We start from the raw sequence: 26,648 nt of genomic DNA, 5'->3' as shown, positions 1-26,648 counted from the left end.
GCTCTAAGATAGTTCTAAAATCTAACCTAAAGATTCAAAAAAGAAACTTAAGTCCTAAAACCTAGACGATAAAACTTGCGTTAGTCCGTGTAAGGAATTTCAACTTTTACTTCTGTTCCATGCCCCGTTTTAGATATAAAATTTATTTTACCATTAATGTCTTCTGCTCGAGATGTCATATTTTTGAGTCCAATTCCTTTTTTACTTCGAGAAGCATCAAAACCCTTACCATCATCGCTGATGTTTAAGCAAATTACGTCATTTTCTAATAGAATACTAATTTTTATCGTCTTTGCATGCGCGTGTTTATGGATATTTTGCATCGACTCTTGGATAATTCTATAGATATTGATTTTAGTTTTATTACTTACCAGATCCCAGCTAATATCGTCGGAAGAATTGAACTGGTATGCTAAATCGTAAGCACTAGTTTGGGCTTCAATAAGTTCTGAAACTATGTCTATAAATCCTGAACCTGACACAAAATCGGTATTTAACTCATGAGATATTTTACGAATTTCTTGTTCAACGGTTTGAAGTTCGGCAATATACTTTGCCCTAGTCATCATCGCCTCTTTGCCTTCGTTAAAGTTGATACTGTCTAAGCTTAAACGCACACCAAAAAGACGTCCTAAAACACCGTCATGCAATTCTTCGGACACTCTTATTTTTTCTTTTGCCCTTGCTTCATCGACCTTGTCTTGTTGGCCAAGCATAAGGTTATAGATATCTTCATTTGCTTTTTGTTGCACTTGTATTAACTTCAATTTTCTGTTTTTTGCACGTTGCGAAATGAAAAGATACGTCAGTAAAGCCGTTAAAATTGAGCCGATTGAGAGAATACCTAGATATAAATTTTCCTTAGAGATTTGTTCGTTTTCGGCTTCTATTTGGTCGGTGTCGAATTCTATTCTTGCGAATTTGTTTCTAACGTTTCTTTCTTCTGCTCTCAGACTATCTGATAAGCGAATATGTTCTAATAATAGATTTTTACTTTCACTATCATTAGTTACATATGATAAGTTAAGTAAAGCCTTCTGTCTCACTTCATTTTCAAACACCCTTTTTGAGATTTCCAAAGCGTTTTTTCCGTACTTTCTAACAGAATCTTGATAATTGTTTTTTAAATAAAAATCTGATAAATCCAACGAAAATGACATTAATGTTATTTCGTCATTTAAGGTCTCTGCAATCTCGTAAGCCTTCTTATAATCATATTCGAGTTCTGAAAAAATATAATTGTTTGATTCAAATTTGGCTTTACTTATATTATTAATAAGTACAGCATAAAACGTAGGATCATCCTCTTCGTACTTGGATTTTAAAAGTAAAAGCTCTTCATATAACTTAATTGCTTTTTGATATTCTCCGATTTCCCTATAAACATTTGCCTTATTATTTATTGAATAAATCTCATTAATAAAACCATCTTGCATTTCCTTAGCATATTGAATAGATTTGTCATAATATTCTATCGACTTCTTATAATTTTCTAACTCATAAGCATTTATAGCAAGTAAATTATACAGACTCCAATACATATCTAATCCATACTCTGTTTTAGGCAGTTTATTTAAAATTGAAAGTGCTTTAATCGCATCTTCCTCCGCACCAGTATAAATTTTCTCAATTTGCTGTATATCGGATATATACAAAAGAGCATTTGCCTTCTTTTCAGATATTTCGTTTGTAGGAAAGAACTCTAAAGTCTTAGAATAGTAATAATAAGAACTATCGTTCTGTTGAGTATATCTGTAATAAGAACCTAGATTAGATGCAGCAACAGTTATTGCCACGGAATCTTGTAAAGTTTTAGCTAATGAAAGGTTTTCTCGATTTATTGATATGTATTCATTATACATTTCATTATAAAAATAGACTAAAGATAAATTTCGTTGCACTCTCAAACTAATCGAATCAATATCAATTTCATCTGATATTTCACGAGAATTTAAAGCATATTTTAATCTATTTTCTAAACTAAATTGAGAATTTTCAGAAAGTTCAATATAATAATTAATAGAATCCAATTTCTCTTTACTTTGAGAATATGAACAAGTTAGAACCAATAAAAAACAAATAACAAAAAATAATAATCGCCGCAATTGATTTCGTATTTAAAAATAAAAATAGACAAATTAGGCGACATAAAACAAGGAAAGCCTTTATTTAGAATAAAGGCTTTGTATAAGACAAATAATGGATATGTCCTTATCCGTTCGTTTGTAATTTTAACTTCTTTTTATTGACAGCTAATAAATCAGTAGGACTATACTCTTTAACAGTAGCCGCATTTTCATTAACCACAACAGTATCTGAGTTGACACCAGAAACGGTCAATAATAAAACTGCGACAAGGGCTAAGGTAATTTTTAGGGTTTTCATATAGTATTAATTTAGGGTTACAAAATAATCAGCATTAAAAAATGCTTCACACAAAATGGTATTCCGAGGGAAGGAATGGATTATTAATTGTAATAGGCAAAGCCTAAAACGATACTAAAATTAAAACGAGGGACGTTTTTTTCAGACACTTACATGCCTAAGCGTAAAATGGATTAAATGTTCCTTGATAAGCGATTTGAGGTCTTACGAAGGACTACAAATATAGATATAATTATGAAATAGACAAATATTTTACAGATAAAATGTATTATTTTACCGATGAAACACGTTTAAATTGTTCATAACCTGTTGAAAACAATTACTTTAGACGACAGAACTCATATTTTAAATTTCTAATATATAGCTGTTTAACTTCAAAATATGGTAATAACAGCGCCTAAATAAGTACAATAACCGCTTGTAAGCTATTTTTTACCAAAGTTAATCGTCCTTTTTATAACACTCGCTTTTTATCACGTTAATTCAATTTATTAGAACAGTCAATACTAAATATGATACGGTAAATGAACGTGTCTAGCGTCCAACAATTAGTTGAATTTAAAACCTCTATATCTGTTACAAAACAAAAAAGCATCCCAATCTCAAAAAATATTCTTTCGCCAAGGCTACAGAATACTAAAGAAAGGAAAGCTTCTCATTGGATTACCAAATTGCTTTGGTAAACTACTTCTCAGATTTCTCTGAGACAACACAACATTTTTAATTCCCATATAAAATTGAGAATCTTGCTTAAAAAAAGCCTCAATTTCTTGAAGCTTTAATTGAGCAATTTTAGCGGTCTGGACGGGACTCGAACCCGCGACCTTCGCCGTGACAGGGCGACATTCTAACCAACTGAACTACCAGACCGTTGCTTAATTGCAAGGGCAAATATACACTGCATTTTTAATACCGCAAACAAAAAACTAAAAAAATAGATATTTATTTACGCAAATTTTTGACGCTCTATCATGTAGGTCGTTAATATGCTATTAAAGCCAGCATTAATATCGGCTTCAACATACTTAATTCTATATTGACCGCAACGTATGCGCAAATCTGTAAAGTAGTCGCGTACAGCTTTTTCGTAGTTATCTTTTATATTATCAGCATACAAATTAATATAATCACCTGTTTCTACATCTATAAATCGCTTTGGTCTGTTATCAAAATCAAAAGTCAATTCTTTTTCTTTATCGAATACATGAAATAAAACCACTTCATGCTTATTATGCTTTAAATGTCTTAAAGCTTCAAATAATTTTTCGTCGTCTTCCGCAGTTTGAAACATATCTGTAAACACAAAAATTAAAGATCTTCTATGAATCTTCTCTGCAATCTGATGCAAATACCTGTACGTTTCCGTGGTTTTAGTTTCGGGTTTAGACACCACGGCCTCGCTTAATTTATGCAGTAGCATTTGGTGGTGACGTTCACTACCCTTTTCTGGTGAATAAAAATCGTAATTATCACTGTAAATACTTAAGCCAACCGCATCGCGTTGTTTTTTAAGAATATGCATTAACGACGCACTTGCCAAAGCCGAAAATGCGACTTTGTTAAGATTATCAATAGATGTACCAGCCGTTTCCGGATAATGCATAGAGGTACTATTGTCTAAAATAATGTGGCAACGCAAATTGGTTTCCTCATCATAACGCTTGGTATATAGTCGGTCTGTTTTGGCATAGAGTTTCCAGTCAATATGTTTGGTGCTTTCTCCTTGATTGTAAATTTTGTGCTCCGCAAATTCTGCCGAAAATCCATGAAACGGACTTTTATGCATACCTGCAATAAAACCTTCTACCACTTGTTTGGCGAGTAATTCGAGGTTTTTAAAACCTCCTGCTTTATTTAGTTCTTGTTGTATGTCCATAAAAAAGCCCATCCTAACCTTCCCAGAGGGAAGGAATTTGCTACTTGTGTTTATCTATTTCGCTAAAAACGAATTCTTAGTTTTTCACCCAATCATACCTGGCACCTATGACCTAATACCTAAGGCTTGTCCAAACTAAAAAAGGTTTGCCGCATTGGCAAACCTTTTATCATTTCTTTTAGAACTATTCTGAGTATCGACTATAAAAGTGCGTCAATAGCGTCTGAATATGCATTTTTAGGTGCAACACCAACTTGGCGCCCAACAACTTCTCCGTTTTGAAAAACCAAAACCGTAGGTATGTTTCTTACTCCGTATTTTGCCGCAAATTCTTGGTTAGCGTCCACATCTACTTTACCAACAACAGCTTTACCTTCGTATTCTGCGCTAATTTCGTCAATGATTGGTCCAACCATACGACATGGTCCACACCAAGCAGCCCAAAAATCAACCACAACTGGTTTATCACTCTTTAATACTGTTTCTTCAAATGTTGCATCTGTTATTTCTAATGCCATAATATTTATTTTTAATATTGAATTCTACTTTAGTTACTATGCTTATCTTTTAACAAGCACACAAAATTAGTCAAAATATTTCCGAAACCTTACAATGCAAGTATTTGATTTGATTATGATGCTATTAGTGAAATATATATGCTTTTGGGCGCAACCCAAAGGGTCAGGCTATCCACTATATCTTTTTTGCTTTTTACTTCGACTTCGCTCAGCAACCAAAGCAAAAAAGGATGCCGTTCCTATCCTTTGCGCTTGGCTTATTTGCAAAATAGTTCCTTTATTCTGACGACATTCATTATTTGCTTGAGTAACATTTATACGCGTCTTAACAAGTTGAGTTATTCTTTAATATAAGGCTGAGTTATTTCGAGACCTTTCAATTTTTGACTTCGACTTCGCTCAGCCACCACACCTGAAAGGTCTTTGTCACGATAAAATTAAGAATTCCTATATGTAGGTATTAATTATTACTTACGAAATGTGGTGTTTTTGATATAGATTTCGCAAGTAATAATTTTGTTTTGGGAAATTGTCAATGGCAATCGCCAAAAATTGCGGAACAGGACATAGGTTTGATATTGAAAAGATTATTCGTTCCATTAGGGACTTCATATTGATAAAAGTTAAAAATCCGTTTAAAAAATGCGCCTTTAGGTATAACATATGGCGTACCTAAAGGCACGCTTAACACGTGTAGTGTTTATGTTATTACCTATATAAAGTCCCTAACGGGACGCACCGACTATTGAACATTCAACATTTTTAATACTGATGATAACTGAGGGAAGCCTAATATATACCTACAAGGTTTTTGAAACCTTGCAGGATAGTTCTCCAATTTATGATCTTGCTACCTAAGGTTTTAAGCTACCAGACCTTTGAGGTTTCTAACCTGCGCTAAAGCTTCGGTTAGTGACGAAAACCTGAAAGGTCTTAATAAGTTCTTAATAGAAGACATGATTTGACCATTTTCTTGACGTCAGTAAAATGGTTAAAAAACCGACTAGTTAAATTAGTTATTATCAAAAAATTCAGGGTTTGTATTTTTAGCAGAAACACTTACAACGGCTATGATTTAATTTGTCATTTTAATTTATCTGGATTTTTTCCCAATTTCTTAGATTCAGAAGTAACCCTCCTTTCTAATTTCTTAATATCCTCTTCCGCAAGTAATTCTTCTGGTTTAATTCCTCTTTCGATAAGTAATCCTCTAACTCCTTTATTGTTCTTAATATGTTCATGAGAAATACTACTTTCTCTTATATACCCTTTTTCCTTTGTTTTAAATACAGTAATCTCAGTAGCAAAATCCTTAGCTTTAATTGTTAGTCGGAAGAAAATCTGCTAATGCCCTACCTTTAGGAACACCAAGTTTATTTTTCATTTGTTGCGTTGTTTTAACAAACAAAGCTTTATCTCCTTTACTTCTTATTAAACCGAAATTTTTATCACTTCCTGTTTTTTTATATATAAGCTCTGAAAGCTCTTTTTCTGAAGAAGTAAGTTTTAAACGGGCTTGTAATCTTTCCCAATCTTTTATTCTTTGCTCAATTACTTCAAACTTTCTAGTTTGAATAGCAAAATAATTCTCAGCAAAAGCAATTTGTTCTTTTCTTGGATCTCCATTTTGTGCAATCAAGTAACAAGCATATCTTGTCAACATAATATCTTCAATCTCTCGGCTACTTCCAGAACCAATTGATACCATTTTGTTGACGTCAACAAAATGGTCTAAGATTAGATTATCAGATGCCTCACAAGAAATTTGGGCTTTAACAATAACTTTATGAAAATTCCTCCATTCTTTATATCCTAATAATTGTTGAATATCCCTTGCAAACCAAAATTCAATTCCATTTTCAGTTGTTTGAGAATGGTTTTCAAAATTATCTGCTGATGATTTTATTATTTCAGACTTCATAGTACCCTCTTTTCTAATTCAACTTATACATAACATCAGCCTCCTTCAAGCCATCCAAAAGTTCCTGTGAAATCTTAACCTTATTTTTTCGGCTTGGCATTTGTACTTTTATTTTTTCTTTATTATCGTACACTACAAAGTTGAGGGTTTGGCTGCCTTCGTGGAACTTAATTAAATCGTACAACACCGAAATTTTATCTTGTTCTAAATCTTTTATGTTTAATTGTATGGATAATTTTTTAGCATAAGTATCCATCACATCATGCAACAACTGGAAACTGTTAAACTGAATTCTTGGATCACCTTTTTTACCTGTGTCTCTATTGACCCAACCTTCACGCACAAACGCTCTTATGTAAACAAAAGAATTGATGACAAAAAAGTGTCTAAACTTTAAATAGTCTTCTCCAAATATTCTAAACTCAAAACTGTCTCTGTAATCTTCAACCGTAAAAATCGCCCAACCTTTTCCTTGTTTACTCACACGATGTTGTACGTCTGTAACGACACCTCCAAACGTGACTTCTTTGTTCACTATGGCTTCCAAATTATTGAATAAATCTATGGTGCCGTTGCAGAAGGTTTTCATCTCGGTTTTAAAATCATCTAAAGGATGCCCAGAAATATAAATACCAACCACTTCGCGTTCGCGTGAGAGTTTTTCCATCGTTCCCCAATCTTCGCATGGTGGCACTTCTGGTTCTGCAATTTGAACATCGCTTGCAGCACCAAATAGACTCACTTGGGCAGAATTTTCATTTTCTTGATGTTTGGCTCCGTATTTAACGGCCTTTTCTAAAAAGGTAATGCCATCACCATCGTGCGCAAAATATTGTGCGCGGTGTGTATCTGACCAACAATCAAATCCACCAGCATTAGCTAAACCTTCGAAGGCTTTTTTGTTGGCTGCACGCAAATCGATTCGCTTGGCCAAATCGAAAATAGATTTGTAAGGACCATCTTCTTTTCTGCCTTCAACAATGGTTTTTACAGCACCATGACCAACACCTTTTATCGCTCCCATTCCAAAACGAACGGCATTGTCTTTATTTACCGAAAATTTATAATAACTCTCATTAACGTCTGGTCCTAAAACTGGCAAACGCATCCGTTTACATTCTTCCATAAAGAAGGTGACGGATTTAATATCATTCATGTTATTACTTAAAACCGCAGCCATATATTCTGCTGGATAATGCGCTTTTAAATAGGCCGTTTGGTAGGCAATCCATGCATAACACGTCGAGTGACTTTTATTAAAAGCATACTGTGCAAAGGCTTCCCAATCTTTCCAAATTTTCTCTAAGATTTTCGCGTCATGTCCTTTGGCTCCGGCTTGTTCAATGAATTTTGGTTTCATCTTATCCAAAACCGCAATTTGCTTTTTACCCATGGCTTTACGCAAAACATCGGCTTCACCTTTGGTAAAATCTGCCAATTTCTGAGACAGTAGCATTACTTGCTCTTGGTAAACTGTAATACCATAAGTTTCTTTGAGGTATTCTTCCATTTCTGGTAAATCGTACACAATCTCTTCATCTCCATGTTTACGCGCAATGAAACTTGGAATATACTCCATTGGTCCTGGACGATATAAGGCATTCATGGCAATTAAATCATCAAAAACCGTTGGCTTTAGATTCTTCATGTGCTTTTGCATGCCTGGCGATTCATACTGAAATACACCAACCGTTTCGCCTTTTTGGAATAACTCGTATGTTTTCTCATCATCTAAAAGAAAATTCTCTGGATCTAGAGTTATATCATGTTTCGCCTTTACAATCTTCACCGTATCCTTAATTAAGGTTAAGGTTTTTAATCCTAAGAAATCCATTTTTAATAAACCTGCATCTTCTACAACAGAGTTATCAAATTGGGTGACATATAAATCGGAATCCTTAGCCAAAGCCACAGGGACATAGTTGGTAATATCGCCTGGAGTGATAATTACTCCACAAGCGTGAATTCCTGTATTACGAACGGACCCTTCTAAGATTCTGGCTTGATTGATAGTTTCGGCCTGTAAATCTTCACCATCAGAAATATTGAGCAGTTCGTTGACTTTCTCTAAATCTTCAGCTCTAAACTTTTTAGCCAATTCCTTTTCTGTGAGTCCAAAAATCTTTCCGAGTTTGGACATTAACGGAATTAACTTGGCAATACGATCGGCTTCATTTAATGGTAAATCCAAAACTCTGGCTGTATCTCTAATCGAAGATTTTGCAGCCATGGTGCCGTAAGTAATAATCTGAGCCACTTGATTAGAACCATATTTATCAATTACATAATCCATAACACGACCACGACCTTCATCATCAAAATCGATATCGATATCTGGCATACTCACACGATCTGGATTTAGGAAACGCTCAAAAAGTAAGTCGTACTTAATAGGATCGATATTGGTAATCCACAAACAGTACGCAACTACCGAACCTGCTGCAGATCCACGACCAGGACCAACGGAAACGTCCATTTTTCGGGCTTCGCGAATAAAATCTTCAACAATTAAGAAATAGCCTGGATAGCCTGTTTTTTCGATAACACTCAACTCAAAATCGAGACGTTCTTCAATTTCTGGTGTAATGTCTCCATAACGTTTTTTTGCACCTACGTAGGTGAGGTGTCTTAGAAAAGCATTTTCACCTCGTTTGCCTTTATCAGCTATATCTGCTGTATCTTTAAATTCTTCAGGAATATCAAAAACTGGTAATAATACACTTTGTGCTAGTTCATAAGGTTCTACCTTATCAACCACTTCTTGAATATTTACAATCGATTCTGGCACATCTCTAAAGAGTGCCTTCATCTCTTCCGAAGACTTAAAATAGTATTCTTGATTTGGTAAACCATAACGATAACCACGACCACGACCAATTGGTGTGGCTTGCTTTTCACCATCTTTTACACAGAGTAAAATATCGTGTGCATTGGCATTTTCTTGATCGACGTAATAGGTATTATTTGATGCGACTAATTTTACATCGTGCTTTTTTGCTAATTGAATTAACACAGGATTCACACGATTTTCATCTTCTTGATCGTGACGCATTATCTCAATATACAAATCGTCCTGAAAGGTGTCTTTCCACCAAAGCAGCGCTTCTTCAGCTTGGTTTTCACCTATATTTAAAATCTTACTTGGCACTTCGCCATAGAGGTTTCCTGTCAAGCAAATTAAATCGTCTTTGTATTGCTCAATTAGTTTTCTATCGATTCTTGGTAAGTAGTAAAACCCTTCTGTGAATGCCGCAGATGATAATTTTGCGAGATTGTGATAGCCTTTTTTGTTCTTTGCTAAAAGCACGATTTGATAGCCATTATCTTTTCTGGTTTTGTCCGTATGATTTTCACAGACAAAAAACTCACAACCAATTATAGGCTTTATAAGTTTTCCTTTTTTCTCTAATCCGGCTTCTTCAGCTTGTTTATGTTGTGCTTTAACCCCTTTATTATGATTGGAAACAGCACTTACAAAATGAAACGCACCCATCATATTTCCATGATCGGTCAAGGCTACAGCTGGCATACCTTCTTTGGCTGCTGCTGCCACCAAATCTTTAATACTTATAGTGGATTGCAGAATGGAAAACTGCGAATGGTTGTGTAAATGCACAAAATCGACATCAGCTAATTGCGCAACAACGTCTTTATCGACTTGCGCTGGTATGGCTTCGGTTTGCTCTTTTTGAAGTCGTGCGTTAATGGCTGCACTCGCTTTTTTAAGGTTAATATGTTTTAAACCGATGAGTTGAATTTCAGCAGGATTTTCTTGCGTGAATTGTTCAAAATAATCAGGCTCGACGTCTAACTGTGCTTTGGCGTATTGTTTGCGTCTTATTAATTCTAAAAAACAACGCGTGGTGGCTTCGACATCTGCGGTAGCATTGTGTGCTTCTCCAAACGGTTTGTTGAATAAATATTGGTGTAATTCTGTTAATGTTGGTAGTTTGAATTTTCCATAACGTCCACCAGGCAGTTGACATAAGGTTGCTGTGTGTTCCGTACAGGTATCTAAAACGGGTAATTCTTGAAGTGGATTCGTCACGTTTGCACGTACAAATTCTGCTCCCATAATATTTAAATCGAACTTTACATTTTGTCCGACTACAAATTTGGTTTTGGATAAGGCTATGTTAAACTTTTCTAAAACCTCAGACAATGAAACTCCTTGTTCTTGGGCTAATTCGGTAGAAATGCCATGAATTTTTTCGGCATCATAAGGTATATTGAAGCCTTCTGGTTTTACCAAATAATCTTGATGCTCAATACAGTTGCCCATACCATCGTGCAATTGCCATGCAATCTGAATACATCTTGGCCAATTATCGGTATCTGTAATTGGTGCATCCCAGCGTTTTGGTAATCCTGTGGTTTCGGTATCGAATATTAAGTACATAAAAAAGCCCCTTTTAATTTCCCCAAAGGGGAAAAACTGTTATTCTAATTATTTCTGAAGTTTAATATTTCATAAATTGTCATATTGAGCGTAGTAGGCATATCTTTTAAAAAAACAAATACGACTTCGAGATTTCTCGACTGCGCTCGAAATGACAAGGTATTACAAATAAAAAGTTAGCTTATAAATTTACGTAGAATTTCTACTTTTTTAGAATGAAATTGTAAAGAGTTTTAAACAAAAAAAAACGTTATTCAATTAAGAATAACGTTTAAATAATTTATAGTTTTATCGCTTTAGTTAGGCTGTAAATAATCTGGCACACCATTACCATCGGTATCAAGTGCATCATTAGGATTACCATCACCATTTGGATCTGCATTTTCGTTGATTGTTAAAATACCATCACCATCATCGTCTGCATCTAAATAATTAACGGTAATATCACCATCGGTATCAATTGGATTACCATCAGCATCAACTGCTTCAAATTGCGTTAGTATCCCATCGCCATCATCATCATTATCTAAATAGTTAAATATTCCATCAAGATCTGAATCATCGCCAGGACCCTCTAAATTACCTTCAGAATCACCATCAAAATTCTCAAAAACATTAGGAATACCATCATTATCTGCGTCACCACAATCTAAAGCATCTATTTTATCTTGAATACTACCATTCATGTCTCCACAAATTTCAATTTGTTCTTGCAGATAAAACAGGTACTGTGCACATTTTTCAACAAAATCACCAATTAAGGCATTGTTATTTTGTGTAAAAGCTTCTGTAACATTATCCGTAGCTTGTGCACAAGTCATTGCGCAGCTATCAATTGCCTCAATCTGGGACTGAATTGTACCATTAATATCACCACAAAAATTGCGTTGAGCAATCAAGGCATCAACATAAGCACTACAAGCAGCTTCAAAATCTTCTTTAATTATAAATTCTACATTTGAAGTAGTTGCTAGGTAGACCATTTCAGCAGCTTCTGCAGCAGTTTCTACATCAGTGCACGTTATTGGGTTTGCTGGAATAGTGCCAGACAGTAAAGGAATTCTGAAAAATATACCACCGAAAATTGGGTCATCTGGAGTACCATCATTAGTCGTTCCAGTAAAGTTAACGACTCTTTGTCCTGTAATATCAAAAGCATTAAATCGGAATGTTCCTGTAAACGTATTGTTTAAAATTTCGGTCAGCCTTATCTCACCGCCATTAGGATAGCCTGTAGTATTCGGTGAAGACGGTTCATTATTTGTAGAATATACGGTTCCATCTGCGCCTGTAAATCTTGCTTCTATTGCATTAACATCACCTAAAACGTAAGTTCCTGTCGCTACGGATGGTAAAAACAACTCTAAAGTCTGGGCATTATTAATACCTTTAATTGTTAATGATCCAGCTGCATCTATTGTTGCATTGAAGGCTTGTGCTCTCCACAATTGATTATTAAAAGAGCCTTGAAATGCAGGAGAACTAAATTGTACTTCGTCACCACAACTCAATACTGTTAGAAAAACAAGAGATAAGAGGATTAATTTTTTCATCATTTAAAAGTGTCTTTTATCTTCGTTTCAAATATAAGGAAACAAGAATATCAAATGTATAATATTTTTTATTATTGTCGCCATCTTGGTATTTTCTTTTCGCTAAAAAGCAATAAAACGCTATGAGTACTGACATTCTCGTTTCCTAGAGACAAAAAGATAATTTAAATTTAGAGATGTTTTCGTTCATTTATTATCCATCAAAATACCATGGTCGTAATGAAATCCTCGTTCTCACTTTAATCATGTAAATTTTTAGCTAAACAAAACACATAAGCTACATTACAAATTAAAAAAATATAGTATATTTGCGCCCTCATTAATAACAGAGGTCGAGAACCTCATTAATTAATTATTATGCCTGTAAAAATTAGATTACAAAGACACGGTAAAAAAGGAAAACCTTATTACTGGATCGTAGCAGCGGATTCACGCTCTAAAAGAGATGGTAAATACCTTGAGAAATTAGGAGCTTACAATCCAAACACAAATCCTGCAACTATTGAATTAAATGTTGACGGAGCTGTACAATGGTTACAAAATGGTGCACAACCAACCGACACTGCAAAAGCAATTTTATCTTATAAAGGTGCGATGCTAAAAAATCATTTAGCTGGTGGAGTTAGAAAAGGTGCCTTAACAGAAGAGCAAGCAGAAGCAAAGTTTAATGCTTGGTTAGAAGAAAAAACGGCAAAAGTTGAAGCAAAAACTGATGGTTTATCTAAAGCTCATGCAGAAGCAAAAGCAAAAGCCTTAGACGCTGAAAAAGCTGTAAATGAAGCGCGTATTGCCGCTGCAGCACCAGTTGTTGAAGAAGTTGCAGAAGAAACTGCTTCTAACGAAGAAGAATAAAAAAATATTTTTTATACTTTTAAACCCAGACCTAATGTGTCTGGGTTTTTTATGCAAAAAACTTTCTTTTGCATAATGCTGAATTTGTTTCAGCATCTAAAACTTTAATAATGAAAACCCTGAAATACTGAAATAAATTCAGCACAAACAAAATTCAGGGTGACAAATCCATATTTTGTCATGAAAAAAGAAGATTGTTTTTATTTAGGTAAGGTTGTAAAGAAGTACAGCTTTAAAGGAGAACTTTTGGCCAAACTAGATACAGATGAACCAGACTTATACGATAATTTAGATGCTATATTTATTGATCTGAGAGGGAATTTAATTCCTTTCTTTGTAGAATCGTCGCAATTACACAAATCAGAATTATTACGTTTAAAATTTGAAGATGTTAATACCGAAGCTGATGCTGACGCCTTAATGAAAACCCATTTGTACCTACCCTTAGATTTATTACCAAAACTAGAAGGAAACAAATTCTATTTTCATGAAGTGATTGGTTTTACAATTAAAGATGAAAATTTTGGTGAGGTTGGTATTTTGAAAAGCATCAACGATTCTACGGCGCAATCCTTATTTGAAATTGATCGCGATGGTATTGAAATTTTGATTCCTATGAATGACGAATTTATGGTGAAGGTTGATCGGAAAAACAAAACAATTCTACTGAATACGCCTGAAGGTTTGATTGATTTATACCTAGAGTAAATAAAAGCCTTCGCTATATCCTTTGCAAAACGAAAGACTTCCTATCATATGACTAAACCATTTAAATTCAAACAATTTACAGTCCAACAAAACCGTTGTGCCATGAAAATTGGTACTGATGGAGTTTTACTTGGAGCTTGGGCTTCTGTTGCACATCATCCTTTTAATGTTTTAGATATAGGTGCTGGCACAGGAATCCTTAGCCTAATGATTGCACAAAGAAGTGATGCCAATCAAATAGAAGCTATAGAAATTGATGATGATGCCTTTGAGCAGTGTGCTGAAAATTTTGAAAACTCACCTTGGAATGATAGGTTATTCTGTTTTCATGCCTCTTTATTGGAATATATTGAAGCGGTAGATGAAAAATTTGATTTAATAATCTGCAATCCACCCTTCTATTCAGAAGACTACAAAACGAAAGATACGTCCAGAAATTTAGCTCGTTTTAGTGATGCCATGCCATTAGAACACATTGTTTTTGCTGTGATAAACTTTCTTTCAGATAAAGGTAAGTTTTCTATTATAATTCCATATAAAGAAGAGGAAACAGTCATTGAAGAAGTCAGTTTAATTGATCTCTTTCCAAATCGTATCCTAAGAGTTAGAGGGCATAAAAACTCTGAAATAAAAAGAAGCCTTATAGAATTCTCCTACACAGAAAGCACAGTGCAAATCTCAGAATTAATTATCGAAACTGAGCGGCATAACTACACTGAAGATTACATGAATCTCACCAAAGATTTTTATCTGAAAATGTAGTTAAGCTATTGTTCACTGAAAACGTTTTCGTTACCTTTGTTATTCATTTAGTAAATAACAGAGATGAAGCCAGATTTATTTGAAGCACCAGATTATTATAACTTAGACGAATTACTCACTGAAGAGCACAAATTGGTGCGCGATGCAGCAAGAGAATGGGTAAAACGTGATGTTTCGCCAATTATTGAAGAAGCAGCACAAAAAGCCGAATTTCCAAAATCTATTATTGGAGGTTTAGCCGAAATAGGCGCTTTTGGCCCTTACATTCCCGAAGAATATGGAGGTGCAGGCTTAGATCAAATTTCTTACGGTTTAATTATGCAAGAAATTGAACGTGGTGATTCTGGAGTACGAAGTACAGCCTCTGTTCAGTCGTCGCTGGTCATGTATCCTATTTGGAAATATGGAAACGAAGAACAACGCCAAAAATACTTACCAAAATTAGCTTCTGGCGAATGGATGGGCTCTTTTGGATTAACCGAACCCGATCACGGTTCTAATCCTGGAGGCATGACTACCAATTTTAAAGATATGGGAGACCACTATCTTTTAAATGGAGCTAAAATGTGGATTAGTAATTCCCCTTTTTGTCAAGTTGCCGTAGTTTGGGCAAAGGACGAAAGTGGACGCATTCACGGACTTATTGTAGAACGAGGTATGGAGGGTTTTTCAACTCCAGAAACACATAATAAATGGTCATTAAGAGCGTCATCTACTGGTGAGCTTATTTTTGACAACGTAAAAGTGCCAAAAGAAAACTTATTACCAAATAAATCTGGATTAGGAGCACCATTAGGTTGTTTAGATTCCGCTCGTTTTGGTATTGCTTGGGGAGCTATTGGTGCAGCAATGGATTGTTACGACACGGCTTTACGTTACAGTAAAGAACGCATACAATTTGGCAAACCAATTGGGCAATTTCAATTACAACAAAAGAAATTAGCCGAAATGATTACCGAAATCACCAAAGCACAATTATTGGCCTGGAGACTTGGAGTAATGCGAGAAAATGGGACTGCAACCTCAGCACAAATTTCTATGGCGAAACGAAATAACGTCGATATGGCCTTAACCATTGCTAGAGATGCCAGACAAATGTTAGGTGGTATGGGTATTAGCGGTGAATATTCTATAATGAGACACATGATGAATCTTGAAAGTGTAGTGACTTATGAAGGTACACACGATATTCATTTGTTAATTACTGGCTTAGATGTTACTGGCTTAAATGCTTTTAAATAAAATTCCTGCGAAACCCGATAGCTATCAGGAGGAATCTCAGCCTCGAACTAAACGAACCTTAGTTTAGAACCCTATACAAGTTATAACATGCTTCTCTTCCAAAAAAATATTGGGATGAGAAGCATTTTTATGAAATTCAAACATATAAATCGACACACTAAAAACTCAAAATCATGTCGTATCTTTATGTTATGAAAAATTATCTTCAAATCGTTTTATTTGGATGCTTCATGCTATTAACATGTTGCACTAGTGATAGGATGCTCACAGCCGAAGATGTCACTGAAGATTTCGAAGAGGAGGAAGAAGAAGAAGTAATTCCGAATGCTTATAAAATTCTTTCGCTTGGCGATAGTTATACCATAGGCCAAAGTGTCTGCGAGACTTGTCGCTTTCCTGAACAATTAAAGGATAGCTTAATCAGCATATTTCCTATTGAAGACACCTTTAGCCTTTCTGTAATTGCCCAAACTGGCTGGACGACGACCAGTCTCAAAAATGCTATTATCAATGAAAACCCTGCTAACGACCATGATTTAGTCACACTTCTAATTGGTGTCAACAATCAGTTTCAAGGTCGACCATTTTCATTATATGAAGCTGAGTTCCCAGAATTGGTAACTACAGCAATCACTTTGGCAAAAAATGACAAAAACAATGTTATTGTGGTGTCCATACCAGATTATGCGTTTACTCCTTTTGGTCAAGGCACCGGAAATCCAACAAACACCTCCTTAGAGATAGACCAATACAATGTCTTTGCAGAAAGCTATTGTGATGCACAAAATATTACGTTTGTAAATATTACGGACATTACACGTCAAGGTTTAACAAACACAGCTTTGGTTGCTTCTGATGGCTTGCATCCTTCAGAATTAGCTTATACACGATTTGTTCAGCGCTTACTTCCTATAGCAGTAGAAAAAATTGAATAAATTTTATTGATATGATTAAATCTTCAAATTTTAAATTCTTCAAAATAGTCTTGTGAATTTACCAATAGTATAATCCCAGTGACATTAACATTTGTAAAAAAATTAATAGTCTGTTCCCTTTGATTCCACAGGAGTAGAACTCTTTTTTTTCTTAAATTTATTTGAAAAGGTTCGACTCCTCTGGAGTCGTGGCTAACCGAAACGTACTTTTTTATAAACATTTGATCCCTATGGCATCAGAAATCGCTACAGTATCAATTAAAATCTGTTAATGTATTTAAGTTTAAAAAAATCGTGTTTTACATTATTGATAATGACTTTATAAACACACTCAGAATCTAATCCGAGAGGGATTCAACCTTTGTAAAACGATTATCAGCTATAGCCTTCGACTCCAGAGGAGTCGTACTTTTTTTAACTAAGTTTTATCTTGTATTTGCTAAGAAATAATTCTAATCCAATTCGGACTTTTTTTATAACAATTAAGACCTCAAAGGTTTTAAAAACCTTTGAGGTCTGCTAGCACAACAGAAAATAAACCTAAAGCAGTAGAAAAAATTGAATGAGCTTTATTGGTATGATTAAGTATTCGAATTTTGAATTCTTCAAAATAACCTTGTCAATCTACCAATAGTATAATCCCAGTGACATTAACATTTGTAAAAAAATTAATAGTCTGTTTCATTTGACTCCAAAAGAGTAACACTTTTTTTCCTAAACTTGTTTGACAAGGTTCGACTCCTCTGGAGTCGTGGCTAACCGAAACGCACTTTTTTATAAACATTTAATGCCTATGGCATCAGAAATCGCTACAGTATCAATTAAAATCTGTTAATGTATTTAAGTTTAAAAAAATCGTGTTTTACATTATTGATAATGACTTTATAAACACACTCAAAATCTAATCCCAGAGGGATTGAACCTTTGTAAAAAGATTATCAGCTATAGCTTTCGGCTCCAGAGGAGTCGTACTTTTTTTAACTAAGTTTTATCTTGTATCTGTTAAGAAATAATTCTAATCCAATTCGGACTTTTTATGATAATTAAGACCTGATAGGTTTTAAAAACCTTTGAGGTCTGCTAACATAACAGAAAATTAAAAATAAACCCATAGCATGCATTTTTGTTTTTATTCTCAATTTTTAATAGACACTAAAATGGCTTTATAAAATCACATTCAAAATATATGTTATGGCAATGCTGAGTTAAACTTACTAGTACCTATTCAACTCCTAAAGTCAAGCTAGATTTTATCCGTTTTGATGAAAAATTATTCCAACTTTAATTCGCTCTATTTTATTTCTACTTATTTTAGTTAAAATATTCTCCATGTCTTCAACAACCCGATTAGATCGCGCTTATAAAAATGCCAAACACATTTCATTTAATGATAATTCTAAATTTATACTTTTTAGTGATTGTCACAGAGGAGACAATAGCTTTGCCGATGATTTTGCAAATAATAGAAACATCTACTTTCATGCATTAAAGCATTATTATAAAGAAGGGTTTGAGTATTGCGAACTTGGTGATGGCGACGAACTTTGGGAAAATTTATCATTTCAATCTATTTTCTACGCACATAAGAACGTGTTTATGCTCATGAAACAGTTTCATGACGAGGAACGACTGCATCTTATTTGGGGAAATCATGATATGGTGTATCGCGATCCCAAATATGTGAAAAAATATTTATCGACCTATTTTGATCCAAAAACTGGACAAGATGAAGATTTGTTCTGTGATCTCAACTATCAAGAAGGCATCGTTTTACAACATGCTGAAACCCAACAAGAATTATTTTTAACTCATGGTCATCAAGCCGATTGGTGGAATTATATTTTTTGGAAATGGAGTCGCTTTTTAGTGCGCATACTTTGGAAACCTTTAAATGTTATGGGTATTGCAGATCCTACAAGTCCGGCAAAAAATTACACCGAACTCATTAAAATAGAGCGACGTACTAAAAAGTGGATTACCGAAAACCAAAATCGCATCACCATAACAGGACATACACATCGACCTCGTTTTCCTGAACCTGGAGCCATTCCCTTTTTTAATGATGGTAGTTGTGTGCATCCCAGAAGTATTACTGGTATTGAAATTGAAGATGGTAAAATTTCTTTAATTAAATGGCAGATTGTAACTACTGAAGATGGGACTTTGAAAATTGATCGGTTTTTGTTGGAAGGGCCTACTCAGTTGATTGATTATAGAACCTCGTGAATCGTCATTGCGAACTTATTGAAGCAATCTTTTAAATCGGAACAAAAAACAAACAGATTGCTTCGTCCTTCGTCCTCGCAATGACGGTTCAATTCATGATTCAGGCGCCAACTCAACCTCCAAACCTTCCATTTCTGGAGTCATTTGAATTTGGCAACCTAAACGCGAATTGTCCTTTACATAAAACGCTTCAGAAAGCATGGCCTCTTCATCATCTTGCATTTCTGGTAATTCGGTTTCACTTAACACATAACATTGGCAAGAAGCACACATGGCCATGCCTCCACAAACTCCAATCGTACCTTCTGGAGCCAACTCAAAAGCACGCACCACTTCCATTAAATTCATAGCCATATCAGTAGGAGCTTCAATTTGATGTTTGACTCCGTCTCTGTCTATGATGGTGATGTTAATATCTTGTTCCATTTTATATTTTAAACCTGCTGAATTTGAAAACCTGCTAAATCTATTCATTTAGTTTTCTCCTCTGGAGAATTGAATTAAAGAGGCTTTTTTTAATCTATTGCTTTCACAACCGCCTTAGGTGCTTCTTTTCTGGTGCCATCAAATCCATCAACACCAGCAACTGTTGTATATTTTAAAACATAACGTTTCCCTGGATTAATAATTTGATAGGCTGCTTGACACATTAAGGTTGCTTCATGAAAACCACAAAGAATCAATTTTAATTTCCCTGGATAAGTATTGACATCTCCAATTGCAAAAATTCCGGGTATGTTGGTTTGGTAGTCTAATGAGTTATCTACTTTGATGGCGTTTTTTTCTATCTCAAGTCCCCAATCTCCAATAGGTCCAAGTTTAGGTGACAATCCAAATAACGGAATAAAATGATCTGTTTCTAATACAATTGGAGCTTCGTCTTTCTTAGTGACTTCAACACTTTCTACTTTATTAGATCCGTTAATTGCTGTTATTTCAGCTGGAGTAATTAAATTGATTTTACCAGCATTTTTTAACTCTTGTACTTTTTCAACAGAATCTAAATGCCCTCTAAATTCATTACGTCTGTGAATTAAAGTCACGCGAGATGCCACATCTGATAAAAAGATACTCCAATCTAGTGCAGAATCTCCTCCACCTGCAATTACCACATTTTTGTTACGATAAAATTCTGGATCTTTAATGATATACTCAACACCCTTATCTTCAAAATCAGCAATATTAGCTAATAATGGTTTTCTTGGCTCAAAACTTCCTAAACCACCAGCAATAGCGACTACAGGTGCTTGGTGTTTTGTGCCTTTATTTGTGGTGACAATAAAACTGCCATCGTCTTGTTTTTCAATTGTTTCAGCACGCTCACCCAAGGTAAAACCAGGTTCAAACTGTTTGCACTGCTCCATTAATTTATCCGTTAAATCTCCTGCTAAAATCTCTGGATAGGCTGGTATATCGTAAATGGGTTTCTTAGGGTAAATTTCTGAACATTGACCACCAGGTTGCGGTAAGGCATCGATTAAATGGCATTTCAATTTTAAAAGTCCTGCTTCAAAAACTGTAAAAAGTCCTGTAGGACCTGCACCAATTATAAGTATATCTGTTTTAATCATAATAATGCCCACAAAAGTGGGTATCTCTTTTATATTCCTGTCAAGATTAGATTGATTCCTCTTCTTATGCTTTTAAAATTAAAACCTACACCATTTTAAAAACCGCGCAGGTTGTAAATTTATCATTTTAGCAAAAGCATCCTTTGCCTCACTTCGACTTGGTTTATTAACCAAAGTTCAGCAACTCAACTTGCAGGTTATTTTCAATTCAACGTTCTTCTTTATACAAAATTACTAATGTGTTTTTATTCTGAATGTGACAAAGATCACATTACTTCTCTACATTAATAACTTTTTCAATTTGTGGAGCGTATTTTTTTATGGTCATCTCTACTCCCGATTTTAAAGTCATTTGATTGACACTGCACGATGTGCACGCACCCACTAATTGAACTTTTACAAATCTACCATCGTCGATAGACAATAAATTAATATCACCTCCATCACTTTGCAGAAATGGTCTTATTTCATCTAATGCTTTTTCAACATTTAATACTAGTTCTTCTGGACTCATTTATTTTTATTTACTGCAGAACAACCTGCCATTGTTGTGATTTTAATAGCTTCAGTTTCTGGTAATGCTTCATTTCTGTTGACGACTTGCTGAACTACTTCGCGCGTTATTGCTTCAAAAGCTTCGGCTGTTGGAGTCGCTGTTTGCAATGCTGCTGGTCTCCCAACATCACCCGCTTCTCTAATACTTTGTACTAAAGGCACTTCACCCAAAAATGGTACATTCAAATCTTCGGCTAAATTTTTAGCGCCTTCCTTACCAAAGATATGATATTTATTTTCTGGTAATTCGGCTGGTGTAAAATAAGCCATGTTTTCTATAATTCCTAAAACAGGAACATTGATACTATCTTGTTGAAACATCGCCACTCCTTTTTTAGCATCAGCTAAGGCTACATTTTGAGGCGTACTGACCACAACCGCTCCTGTAATAGGCAAGGCTTGCATAATACTTAAATGAATATCGCCTGTTCCAGGAGGTAAATCGAGCAACATAAAATCTAATTCTCCCCAAGCCGCATCAAATATCATTTGGTTTAATGCTTTAGATGCCATTGGTCCTCTCCAAATTACCGCTTGGTCTGGTTTTGTAAAAAATCCAATAGACAAAACTTTAACTCCATAGTTTTCTACAGGTTTCATTTTAGATTTTCCATCTACGTTTACAGACAGCGGACGCTCATTGGCAACATCAAACATTATTGGAATTGACGGTCCGTAAATATCAGCATCGAGAATACCGACTTTAAAACCCATTTTAGCCAAAGTTACTGCCAAATTAGCCGTAACTGTAGATTTACCGACTCCACCTTTACCAGAAGCTACAGCTACAATATTTTGAATACCAGGAATTGCTTTCCCTTTAATTTCATTTTTTGGCGTTGCCACAGGTGCATCAACTTTTACATTGACCTTTATTTTGGCTTTTTCATAAACTTTTTTATGAATGGTTTGTAAAATCTCGACTTCGGTCTTTTTACGTGCTTGAAGTGTTGGATTTTTTATAGTGATGTCTACAATGACTTCATCCGCAAAAGTCATTACATTTGTAACCGCTCCGCTATCGACCATGTTTTCACCTTCACCAGGTGCTGTAATGGTTTTGAGTGCGTTGAGTATATCTTGTTTGTTTAGTTTCATATTTTAAAAAGACTCAAGAATATAGAGCATAGATTATAGACTCAAATTCTTCTTATTAAGATTAATTCTAAATGCAAAGATACTGCAAAACCTTTAGATTTTATAAGACTTAAATTGAATTGATTAATAGGTCGATTTGATTTTCTGATAGTAAAAACATTTATAAATCTTACCAAAGTCAGAAACTAGCAAAGACTGATTACAATTCCTTAGCTGGATCCCAAAACAAAGCTTCTAAATTCTGAATTTGATTTTCCACAACTTCAATACCTTCACTTTCTAAAAGTTGTTGCATTAAGTTAGTACCTTCAAAATGATGCTTACCTGTTAAGAGGCCTTTTCGGTTGACGACTCTATGTGCTGGCACATCTTTGTTATGAGAATTATTCATGGCATAACCTACAATTCTGGCGCTTTTGCCTGCACCCAAGTATTTGGCAAGGGCTCCGTAACTTGTAACCCTTCCGTAAGGGATTAGCCTTGCGACTTCATATACTTTTTCAAAAAAACTGAGGGTTTCTGGTTGCATTTAGAGTTCTCTTAAAATATTGATAAACGTAATTAGAGCCACAATTCCTGTAATAATACCTATACTCAAATTCATACTTTTTTGAGAGGTGAATTTTCGGTCTTTAATCTTATCAAAAAAGAAAATATAAAAATAAAGCATTACAAATGTGCCTGTTGCAGCACCTGTAACGTAGGTTACGATGCTTAATTTTTCAAAATTCATTATACCGAATGACACCAAAGTGATGGTCATGTAAGCCTGGTATGGAATTGGAAATACATTCAACGCAGACAACAACATGCCATGCAATAATCTGCCATGCTTGCTTTTAATTTCGGCTTTTTGTTTTGGCTCTTTTTGCTGAGATGCTAAGACCAAAAAATAAATAGTGATAAGCACAAAAATCACAAAAGCCACACGTTGAAGAATCTCTACAATATCTGGGTGATTAGATAAGTATCTCGCAAAAATCGCTGCAATATACGTTTGAACATATACCACAATACAGACACCTGTGGAAAACATAATACCGCGTCCTGCTCCTTCTTTTAAGCTTATTCTTGCAGCCGTCATATTTAGTAATCCTGGTGGAACTACACCAACCATCGCCACAAAAAGCCCTAAAAAGAAAATGACAGTAATACTCAAATTTTAATTGATTTTGAATCTAATATACGTAATTGCTTTGTCTTTTTCTAAATACTGATTTTCATAAAAAGTCTGAATCTCAGTTACTTCTTCCGGACTGCCTTCTAATTTATACACATTATGGTTGGCATATAATACGTCGTGACCAGCTCCATGTAACAAACCAAGCGTATAGCCATGCATAAATTCACTATCCGTTTTTAAATGCATTAGCCCATCTGGTTTTAGTACTTTTTTATAGCGTTCTAAAAACTGAAGATTGGTCATACGATGTTTGGTACGCTGATATTTTATCTGTGGATCTGGAAATGTAATCCAAATTTCATCAACTTCGTTTTCTTCAAAAACACAGTCAATCAGTTCAATTTGAGTTCTTATAAAGGCGGCATTCGGAATGCCTTCTTCAATTGCGGTTTTAGCTCCACGCCAAAAACGCGCTCCTTTAATATCGATGCCAACAAAATTACGATTGGGATAGCGCTGCGCCAAACCAACGGTATATTCGCCTTTACCACAGCCCAATTCTAAAACCAAAGGATGATCATTTTTAAACACTTCTGCCTTCCACTTACCTTTTAATTTATAGGTGGCATCTACCAATTCTTCTCGCGTTGGTTGATACACGTTATGAAAAGTTTCGTTTTCTCTAAAGCGTTTCTGTTTGTTTTTACTTCCCACTACTGTTACTATTTTCTAATAATTCGGTAAAATTAAGCAAAGATTTTAGGTTTATCTTTGTTTCCGCAATTCATCTTCAAATAAAAACATACTGAAACACTGAAACACGTTCAGCACATCCAAGATCCGCATAGAAAACGAATTTTAGTGGCACCTTTAAATTGGGGTTTAGGACATGCTACACGCTGTATTCCAATCATCAAAGCATTACTTCAGTATAATTTTGAACCTATAATTGCTAGTGATGGTATGGCACTTGAATTATTAATAAAAGAGTTTCCAAATCTTGAAACTTTAGAATTACCTTCTTATAACATCACCTATTCAAAAAACCCGAAACATCTAAAACTAAAACTTTTAAAAGACACTCCACATATTGTAAAAACCATCAAAAACGAAAAGCACCTTGTAGAAGCGTTCCTTAAAACCCATGCAATTTCAGGTATTATCTCTGACAATCGTTTTGGTGTAAGATCTAATGATGTGCCTAGCGTTTTTATAACCCATCAGTTGCAAGTTTTAAGTGGCAACACCACTTGGCTGAGCAGTAAAATGCATCAAAACATTATTTCGAAATTTGATCATTGTTGGATTCCTGATTATAAACACGAGAAAAACCTTAGTGGTATTTTAGGACACGTTAAAGATTTTAAAGGGAACTTAAATTATTTAGGACCTTTATCTCGCTTTGAAAAACAAGCATTGAAAATAAAGTATCAACTCTTAGTTATACTTTCTGGACCAGAACCTCAACGCACTTTTTTAGAAGAAAAATTACGATGTGAATTACAAACCTTTAAAGGGAAAGTCTGCATTGTAAGAGGTGTTATTGAACCCAAACAAACTAAGATTGAAACAAACCACATTACTAATTATAATTATATGACCAGTACGGAACTGGAACATACAATTAACGCAAGTGAGCTGATCTTAAGTCGTTCTGGCTATACGACACTTATGGATTTGGCAAAACTAGAAAAGAAGGCCTTTTTTATTCCTACTCCAGGACAATTTGAACAAGACTATTTAGCAAAAAAATTAGAAGCTGAAGGCGTCGCTCCTTTTTGCAATCAAAATGACTTTACTATTGAAAAACTAAGAGGCATTCAGAATTATAGTGGTTTCAAATTTGAATCTTTTGAGATTGATTATGAGCAATTATTTCGACTTTTCTAAGGTAAACGAAAACTCACTACCAACACTCAGTTCGCTTTCTACATAAATACGTTCTTCGTGCGCTTCAATAATATGTTTTACGATAGATAAACCTAAACCAGAACCTCCTTCTTTACGTGAGCCACTTCGATCTACGCGGTAAAAACGCTCAAATAAACGTTTTAAATTACCTTTAGCAATACCTTCTCCATTATCAGTAACTCTAATAATGGCTTTATTTTTTATAAGGTTTTCTATACTCACTTCGGTAGTGCCTTTTTCGCGTCCGTATTTTATAGAATTTACAATGAGGTTGGTTAATACCTGCTGAATACGTTCTTTATCAGCATAAACCATAATAGGTTTTGAGTAATCGATATCAAAAATTAGGGTAATATTCTTTTTGGCAGCTTTCATTTCAAAAAGATCAAACACATTCTGCACAAGTTTTACCATATCGAAATTTTCTTTTTCAAGACTCAAATCACCAACTTCGAGTTTGGTAATCATGTCTAAATCTTTAATGATATAGGTAAGTCGTTCTACTCCTTTACTTGCCCTAGCGAGATATTTATTTCTGATTTTTTCATCAGCAATGGCACCATCTAATAAAGTAAGCAAATAACTTTGAACTGTAAATAGTGGTGTTTTTAGCTCGTGCGAAACATTACCAATAAATTCTTTTCGGTATTCTTCTCTAATTTTTAAAGTTTCAATTTCAATTTTTTTATCCCTTGCGTACTTATCAATTTCTTTTGTCAGCGTTCCCATATCCGTTGTAATAGGTTGCTGTCTTAAGCTTGTAGATTCTAAGAGCGTTAAGTCATCGTATATTTTTTTAACACGTCTATAAATAAAACGCTCTACACGATATTGCACGATAGCAAAACAAAGTGGAAAACAAATCAGTGGAAATAATACGACCTGCCAATTGAAGGTGTGGTAGTAATGTAAAAAAACACTCACTAAGAGTGTTACAAAGATGGTTACGTACAGTGACGTACGAATGGCAAATTTATAGGTTTTTTTAAAATTACTTTTTTGCATGACACAAA

Annotated in this window: 22 protein-coding genes and 1 tRNA gene; 7 read left to right on the top strand and 16 right to left on the bottom strand. The window is 34.7% G+C overall.

Annotation, left to right across the window (positions count from 1 at the left end; translation table 11 throughout):
• Positions 1-80: 80 nt before the first annotated feature.
• The 8 genes from AB8B52_RS10080 to AB8B52_RS10045 all read right to left on the bottom strand — a co-directional run bounded on the left by AB8B52_RS10080 (position 81) and on the right by AB8B52_RS10045 (position 12,652).
• Positions 81-2,030 (bottom strand): ATP-binding protein, encoded by a 1,950-nt coding sequence (locus AB8B52_RS10080; protein WP_406027690.1) that lies wholly within the window; start codon positions 2,028-2,030, stop codon positions 81-83.
• Between the two features lie 181 nt (positions 2,031-2,211).
• A complete protein-coding gene (locus AB8B52_RS10075; protein WP_406027688.1) occupies positions 2,212-2,385 on the bottom strand; it encodes a hypothetical protein in 174 nt (57 codons plus the stop codon).
• A gap of 796 nt (positions 2,386-3,181) precedes the next feature.
• Positions 3,182-3,255 (bottom strand) — tRNA-Asp (locus AB8B52_RS10070).
• Between the two features lie 76 nt (positions 3,256-3,331).
• Positions 3,332-4,261 (bottom strand): DUF58 domain-containing protein, encoded by a 930-nt coding sequence (locus AB8B52_RS10065; RefSeq protein ID WP_406027686.1) that lies wholly within the window; start codon positions 4,259-4,261, stop codon positions 3,332-3,334.
• A 200-nt stretch (positions 4,262-4,461) separates the two neighbouring features.
• Positions 4,462-4,779 carry a thioredoxin gene (gene trxA, locus AB8B52_RS10060; RefSeq protein ID WP_406027684.1) on the bottom strand — a complete coding sequence of 106 codons (318 nt, stop codon included), beginning with the start codon at positions 4,777-4,779 and terminating at the stop codon, positions 4,462-4,464.
• 1,318 nt (positions 4,780-6,097) lie between these two features.
• A complete protein-coding gene (dinD, locus tag AB8B52_RS10055; protein ID WP_406027682.1) occupies positions 6,098-6,700 on the bottom strand; it encodes a DNA damage-inducible protein D in 603 nt (200 codons plus the stop codon).
• 13 nt (positions 6,701-6,713) lie between these two features.
• Complete coding sequence (dnaE, locus tag AB8B52_RS10050) at positions 6,714-11,099, bottom strand: DNA polymerase III subunit alpha (protein ID WP_406027680.1); 4,386 nt, start codon at positions 11,097-11,099, stop codon at positions 6,714-6,716.
• Positions 11,100-11,395: 296 nt separating this feature from the next.
• Complete coding sequence (locus tag AB8B52_RS10045; protein ID WP_406027678.1) at positions 11,396-12,652, bottom strand: DUF6252 family protein; 1,257 nt, start codon at positions 12,650-12,652, stop codon at positions 11,396-11,398.
• A gap of 357 nt (positions 12,653-13,009) precedes the next feature.
• Here AB8B52_RS10045 and AB8B52_RS10040 point away from each other — a divergent pair, with 357 nt between their 5' ends.
• The 6 genes from AB8B52_RS10040 to AB8B52_RS10015 all read left to right on the top strand — a co-directional run bounded on the left by AB8B52_RS10040 (position 13,010) and on the right by AB8B52_RS10015 (position 19,377).
• The gene (locus AB8B52_RS10040) at positions 13,010-13,504 is read left to right on the top strand and encodes a 30S ribosomal protein S16 (RefSeq protein WP_406027676.1); all 495 of its coding nucleotides are present in this window, start codon (positions 13,010-13,012) and stop codon (positions 13,502-13,504) included.
• A gap of 180 nt (positions 13,505-13,684) precedes the next feature.
• Complete coding sequence (rimM, locus tag AB8B52_RS10035; protein ID WP_406027674.1) at positions 13,685-14,212, top strand: ribosome maturation factor RimM; 528 nt, start codon at positions 13,685-13,687, stop codon at positions 14,210-14,212.
• A 48-nt stretch (positions 14,213-14,260) separates the two neighbouring features.
• Positions 14,261-14,974 carry a tRNA1(Val) (adenine(37)-N6)-methyltransferase gene (locus AB8B52_RS10030; protein WP_406027672.1) on the top strand — a complete coding sequence of 238 codons (714 nt, stop codon included), beginning with the start codon at positions 14,261-14,263 and terminating at the stop codon, positions 14,972-14,974.
• A gap of 63 nt (positions 14,975-15,037) precedes the next feature.
• Entirely contained in the window at positions 15,038-16,216 is a 1,179-nt protein-coding gene (locus AB8B52_RS10025) for an acyl-CoA dehydrogenase family protein (protein ID WP_406027670.1), read from the top strand.
• 191 nt (positions 16,217-16,407) lie between these two features.
• Positions 16,408-17,151, top strand: coding sequence for an SGNH/GDSL hydrolase family protein (locus AB8B52_RS10020; protein ID WP_406027668.1), 744 nt, complete (start codon positions 16,408-16,410; stop codon positions 17,149-17,151).
• A 1,329-nt stretch (positions 17,152-18,480) separates the two neighbouring features.
• Positions 18,481-19,377, top strand: a complete 897-nt coding sequence (locus AB8B52_RS10015) for a serine/threonine protein phosphatase (protein ID WP_406027666.1) — start codon at positions 18,481-18,483, stop codon at positions 19,375-19,377.
• A gap of 93 nt (positions 19,378-19,470) precedes the next feature.
• On the opposite strand, the gene AB8B52_RS10010 is transcribed toward AB8B52_RS10015, so the two are convergent.
• From AB8B52_RS10010 to trmB, 7 genes are all read right to left on the bottom strand, one after another.
• Positions 19,471-19,803, bottom strand: coding sequence for a ferredoxin (locus AB8B52_RS10010; protein WP_406027733.1), 333 nt, complete (start codon positions 19,801-19,803; stop codon positions 19,471-19,473).
• A gap of 89 nt (positions 19,804-19,892) precedes the next feature.
• The gene (locus AB8B52_RS10005) at positions 19,893-20,948 is read right to left on the bottom strand and encodes an NAD(P)/FAD-dependent oxidoreductase (RefSeq protein WP_406027664.1); all 1,056 of its coding nucleotides are present in this window, start codon (positions 20,946-20,948) and stop codon (positions 19,893-19,895) included.
• Positions 20,949-21,219: 271 nt separating this feature from the next.
• Positions 21,220-21,462, bottom strand: a complete 243-nt coding sequence (locus tag AB8B52_RS10000; RefSeq protein ID WP_406027662.1) for a NifU family protein — start codon at positions 21,460-21,462, stop codon at positions 21,220-21,222.
• Positions 21,459-22,601 (bottom strand): P-loop NTPase, encoded by a 1,143-nt coding sequence (locus AB8B52_RS09995; RefSeq protein ID WP_406027660.1) that lies wholly within the window; start codon positions 22,599-22,601, stop codon positions 21,459-21,461. The genes AB8B52_RS10000 and AB8B52_RS09995 overlap by 4 nt, the downstream gene beginning before the upstream one ends.
• 199 nt (positions 22,602-22,800) lie before the next feature.
• Positions 22,801-23,130, bottom strand: coding sequence for an MGMT family protein (locus AB8B52_RS09990; protein ID WP_406027658.1), 330 nt, complete (start codon positions 23,128-23,130; stop codon positions 22,801-22,803).
• Entirely contained in the window at positions 23,131-23,760 is a 630-nt protein-coding gene (locus tag AB8B52_RS09985; RefSeq protein WP_406027656.1) for a LysE family transporter, read from the bottom strand.
• Between the two features lie 3 nt (positions 23,761-23,763).
• Positions 23,764-24,438, bottom strand: a complete 675-nt coding sequence (gene trmB / locus AB8B52_RS09980; RefSeq protein WP_406027654.1) for a tRNA (guanosine(46)-N7)-methyltransferase TrmB — start codon at positions 24,436-24,438, stop codon at positions 23,764-23,766.
• Positions 24,439-24,585: 147 nt separating this feature from the next.
• Here trmB and AB8B52_RS09975 point away from each other — a divergent pair, with 147 nt between their 5' ends.
• Positions 24,586-25,614 carry a glycosyltransferase gene (locus tag AB8B52_RS09975; protein ID WP_406027652.1) on the top strand — a complete coding sequence of 343 codons (1,029 nt, stop codon included), beginning with the start codon at positions 24,586-24,588 and terminating at the stop codon, positions 25,612-25,614.
• Here AB8B52_RS09975 and AB8B52_RS09970 read toward each other — a convergent pair.
• Entirely contained in the window at positions 25,597-26,640 is a 1,044-nt protein-coding gene (locus tag AB8B52_RS09970) for a sensor histidine kinase (RefSeq protein WP_406027650.1), read from the bottom strand. The two genes, AB8B52_RS09975 and AB8B52_RS09970, sit on opposite strands and share 18 nt — an antisense overlap.
• Positions 26,641-26,648: the final 8 nt, after the last annotated feature.

The sequence above is a fragment of the Winogradskyella sp. genome (assembly GCF_045105575.1).
In the GTDB taxonomy this organism is placed as follows: Bacteria; Bacteroidota; Bacteroidia; order Flavobacteriales; family Flavobacteriaceae; genus Winogradskyella.
Note: the sequence above shows the minus strand (reverse complement) of the source record. Positions and strands in the feature narration are given on the sequence as shown.

Coding starts and splice junctions, on each gene's coding strand:
- AB8B52_RS10040 (WP_406027676.1), top strand. CDS start 13,010: ATGCCTGTAAAAATTAGATTACAAAGACACGGTAAAAAAGGAAAACCT.
- AB8B52_RS09990 (WP_406027658.1), bottom strand. CDS start 23,130: ATGCAACCAGAAACCCTCAGTTTTTTTGAAAAAGTATATGAAGTCGCA.
- AB8B52_RS10075 (WP_406027688.1), bottom strand. CDS start 2,385: ATGAAAACCCTAAAAATTACCTTAGCCCTTGTCGCAGTTTTATTATTG.
- AB8B52_RS10025 (WP_406027670.1), top strand. CDS start 15,038: ATGAAGCCAGATTTATTTGAAGCACCAGATTATTATAACTTAGACGAA.
- AB8B52_RS10045 (WP_406027678.1), bottom strand. CDS start 12,652: ATGAAAAAATTAATCCTCTTATCTCTTGTTTTTCTAACAGTATTGAGT.
- dinD (WP_406027682.1), bottom strand. CDS start 6,700: ATGAAGTCTGAAATAATAAAATCATCAGCAGATAATTTTGAAAACCAT.
- AB8B52_RS09970 (WP_406027650.1), bottom strand. CDS start 26,640: ATGCAAAAAAGTAATTTTAAAAAAACCTATAAATTTGCCATTCGTACG.
- AB8B52_RS10020 (WP_406027668.1), top strand. CDS start 16,408: ATGAAAAATTATCTTCAAATCGTTTTATTTGGATGCTTCATGCTATTA.
- AB8B52_RS09995 (WP_406027660.1), bottom strand. CDS start 22,601: ATGAAACTAAACAAACAAGATATACTCAACGCACTCAAAACCATTACA.
- AB8B52_RS10015 (WP_406027666.1), top strand. CDS start 18,481: ATGTCTTCAACAACCCGATTAGATCGCGCTTATAAAAATGCCAAACAC.
- AB8B52_RS10000 (WP_406027662.1), bottom strand. CDS start 21,462: ATGAGTCCAGAAGAACTAGTATTAAATGTTGAAAAAGCATTAGATGAA.
- AB8B52_RS10030 (WP_406027672.1), top strand. CDS start 14,261: ATGACTAAACCATTTAAATTCAAACAATTTACAGTCCAACAAAACCGT.
- rimM (WP_406027674.1), top strand. CDS start 13,685: ATGAAAAAAGAAGATTGTTTTTATTTAGGTAAGGTTGTAAAGAAGTAC.
- dnaE (WP_406027680.1), bottom strand. CDS start 11,099: ATGTACTTAATATTCGATACCGAAACCACAGGATTACCAAAACGCTGG.
- trxA (WP_406027684.1), bottom strand. CDS start 4,779: ATGGCATTAGAAATAACAGATGCAACATTTGAAGAAACAGTATTAAAG.
- AB8B52_RS10005 (WP_406027664.1), bottom strand. CDS start 20,948: ATGATTAAAACAGATATACTTATAATTGGTGCAGGTCCTACAGGACTT.
- AB8B52_RS10010 (WP_406027733.1), bottom strand. CDS start 19,803: ATGGAACAAGATATTAACATCACCATCATAGACAGAGACGGAGTCAAA.
- AB8B52_RS10065 (WP_406027686.1), bottom strand. CDS start 4,261: ATGGACATACAACAAGAACTAAATAAAGCAGGAGGTTTTAAAAACCTC.